General features: G+C 36.3%; 2 protein-coding genes and 8 tRNA genes (1 of these 10 cut by a window edge). 9 read left to right on the top strand and 1 reads right to left on the bottom strand.

Features of this window, described 5'->3' with window-relative positions; translation table 11 throughout:
- Positions 1–168: 168 nt before the first annotated feature.
- The gene (locus DWY01_RS11295) at positions 169–1,137 is read right to left on the bottom strand and encodes a rod shape-determining protein (protein ID WP_117996203.1); all 969 of its coding nucleotides are present in this window, start codon (positions 1,135–1,137) and stop codon (positions 169–171) included.
- An 85-nt stretch (positions 1,138–1,222) separates the two neighbouring features.
- Here DWY01_RS11295 and DWY01_RS11290 point away from each other — a divergent pair, with 85 nt between their 5' ends.
- The 9 genes from DWY01_RS11290 to DWY01_RS11710 all read left to right on the top strand — a co-directional run.
- Complete coding sequence (locus DWY01_RS11290) at positions 1,223–1,687, top strand: hypothetical protein (RefSeq protein WP_117996202.1); 465 nt, start codon at positions 1,223–1,225, stop codon at positions 1,685–1,687.
- Positions 1,688–1,726: 39 nt separating this feature from the next.
- Positions 1,727–1,802, top strand: a tRNA-Val gene (locus DWY01_RS11285).
- A 6-nt stretch (positions 1,803–1,808) separates the two neighbouring features.
- Positions 1,809–1,892, top strand: a tRNA-Tyr gene (locus tag DWY01_RS11280).
- A 5-nt stretch (positions 1,893–1,897) separates the two neighbouring features.
- Positions 1,898–1,973, top strand: a tRNA-Gln gene (locus DWY01_RS11275).
- A 9-nt stretch (positions 1,974–1,982) separates the two neighbouring features.
- A tRNA-Gly gene (locus DWY01_RS11270) sits at positions 1,983–2,056 on the top strand.
- 31 nt (positions 2,057–2,087) lie between these two features.
- Positions 2,088–2,163: transfer RNA gene (locus DWY01_RS11265), tRNA-Val, on the top strand.
- Between the two features lie 7 nt (positions 2,164–2,170).
- Positions 2,171–2,246: transfer RNA gene (locus DWY01_RS11260), tRNA-Thr, on the top strand.
- Positions 2,247–2,251: 5 nt separating this feature from the next.
- Positions 2,252–2,327: transfer RNA gene (locus DWY01_RS11255), tRNA-Lys, on the top strand.
- Between the two features lie 9 nt (positions 2,328–2,336).
- Positions 2,337–2,355 (top strand) — tRNA-Gly (locus tag DWY01_RS11710) (it continues 76 nt past the right edge of the window).

Genomic DNA, 2,355 nt, shown 5'->3' with positions numbered 1-2,355 from the left:
CAGATATTCTATCAGATTTTAAAAAGACTGTCGACAGTCACTTTGTCAACAGTCTGAAAGCTCCCATTGGGAGCTTTAGAAACAGCAATAAGAGAAAAGGGAATAAGATATGAATAAGTGTTTAGCTGTTTTCTGTTTATATATTAAACAATAATACTTAAATTAAGCTTAATCTTCTAAACGTGATAATAAAATCATTAATCCAGCTGAAACCGTGTTGATTGGATCATCCGTAACAAAGATTGGACAGCCTACTGTATTTTGCAGATATGCAGGTAGTCCTTTCAATAACATAGAACCGCCGCAACAAATGATTCCGCGTGTCTTTACATCTTGTTGTGCTGTAAGTGGTAAGCTGGATAAAAATTGTAAAATCCAGTTTGACCATTGTTGAACAAGAGGTGCTAAAATACCGACAACTTGATTTTCATTGATCGTAATTGATTTTAATACGTGTGTATTTCGGTCCATTCCAACAACTTCAATTGATTTTGGATTTTGTTGGACCATAACTTGTCCTATTTTACGTTTGATTTTTTCGACTTGTTTGGAAGATGCGTTTATATTATATGAATGGAATAGCCAATTCTTTAAGGTGCTGTTGATTGTAACTCCGGAGATATTGCAGCGAGATTTCTTTTCCATTTTTCCATTCATAAATAATGCGATGTCGCAATTGGATGATCCAATATTTAATACGCAGCTTGCGACGGGTAAGAATAAATCTAATTTTGCACCAATAGCGGCAATCCAGATTTCTTGTTCAAAATAAACGCGATAGGCTCCAAGCTCTTCAAGGTGTTCTTTTAATATATCGCAAGATTCTTTGCTGAAGCTAGTTGGGTAGCTGACTAATAAAATTGTTTTTTGAAACATGCGAAAAGCTTTGTGTTCATAAAGTAATTGGTCTAATAGTATGTCAAGAACATCAAAGTTGATTGGATTTTCGCGTAATGGAGATATGATTCTTACATTTGAATCCATTGTTCCAATTAAATCTTTGGCATCTTCGCCAATGCCTAAAACGTGGTTTTGATTATCCAGTGCAACCATGCAAGGCTCATTATATAGTAATCCATCTTCTTGCGTACAAAGTCGTATGTAGTTTGTACCTAAATCAATTCCCATACGGATCATATGATCCCTCCTTAATCCCATATATGACTTTATTTTACACCAGGATAAATTGTGATACAATAAGCATGCATTCCTACATATACAAATGAATAAAATTGAAACTATCAAATTATATAATATAAAAGAAACGTCCTTATTGGTTGTATTGGATTCTATAGAATTAGAAAAGACGATGGGGTATCATGATTTATTTTTATTGTGGACGCCGAATTTTAAAAAGATGGGTATTCCGATTTATTTGATATTTCCGGATTCAAAGGAGAAACTTCATAAATCAAATCAAATATATAATATGTATATTCATTATGTTTCGGATCCAATCTTAATAGATCGGTTAAATTGTACGAAAGAGAAGTTTGTTTTTGGAAAAAAATATAATGTAATTTTTCCGAGAATGTATGTTGTTCATGATCATTATTTGAGTTTTGAACAAAAAAGAATAAATAATGAGATGATAAAAAAGCTTTATATAAAGGCAATTGAAATAAAATTTGAAAAATTCATAAAAAAAATTAAAAATTCCGTTGACATCCCAAACATCCTTTGGTAATATAAATGAGCGCAAACGAGTTTGCAGCAAAAAAAACATGGAGGTTTAGCTCAGTTGGGAGAGCATCTGCCTTACAAGCAGAGGGTCAGCGGTTCGAGTCCGTTAACCTCCACCATATGATGGAGAAGTAGCGAAGTGGCTAAACGCGGCTGACTGTAACTCAGTTCCTTTCGGTTCGGCAGTTCGAATCTGTCCTTCTCCACCACTTATTGGGGTATAGCCAAGCGGTAAGGCACAGGACTTTGACTCCTGCATTTCCCTGGTTCGAATCCAGGTACCCCAGCCATTATTTGTTGCAGGTGTAGTTCAATGGTAGAACTTCAGCCTTCCAAGCTGACTACGTGAGTTCGATTCTCATCACCTGCTCCATTTATTTTAATCCCTTTGTATGGCAAGTTTTGGAGGTTTAGCTCAGTTGGGAGAGCATCTGCCTTACAAGCAGAGGGTCAGCGGTTCGAGTCCGTTAACCTCCACCATTTAAATGCCGACTTAGCTCAATTGGTAGAGCAACTGACTTGTAATCAGTAGGTTGTGGGTTCAATTCCTATAGTCGGCACCACTTGTGACCCGTTAGCTCAGTTGGTAGAGCATTTGACTTTTAATCAAAGGGTCGGGCGTTCGAATCGCCCACGGGTCACCACTTATATTTGCAGGTGTAGTTCAATGGT

Origin of the sequence: Eubacterium sp. AF22-8LB, assembly GCF_003458715.1 — a bacterium.
Taxonomy (GTDB): domain Bacteria; phylum Bacillota_I; class Bacilli_A; order Erysipelotrichales; family Erysipelotrichaceae; genus Holdemanella.
The sequence above is the reverse complement of the archived record's forward strand: the minus strand, read 5'-3'. Positions and strand labels throughout refer to the sequence as shown.

Excerpts from the sequence above, each read along its gene's own strand:
- DWY01_RS11295 (WP_117996203.1), bottom strand. The coding sequence starts at position 1,137 with ATGATCCGTATGGGAATTGATTTAGGTACAAACTACATACGACTTTGT.
- DWY01_RS11290 (WP_117996202.1), top strand. The coding sequence starts at position 1,223 with ATGAATAAAATTGAAACTATCAAATTATATAATATAAAAGAAACGTCC.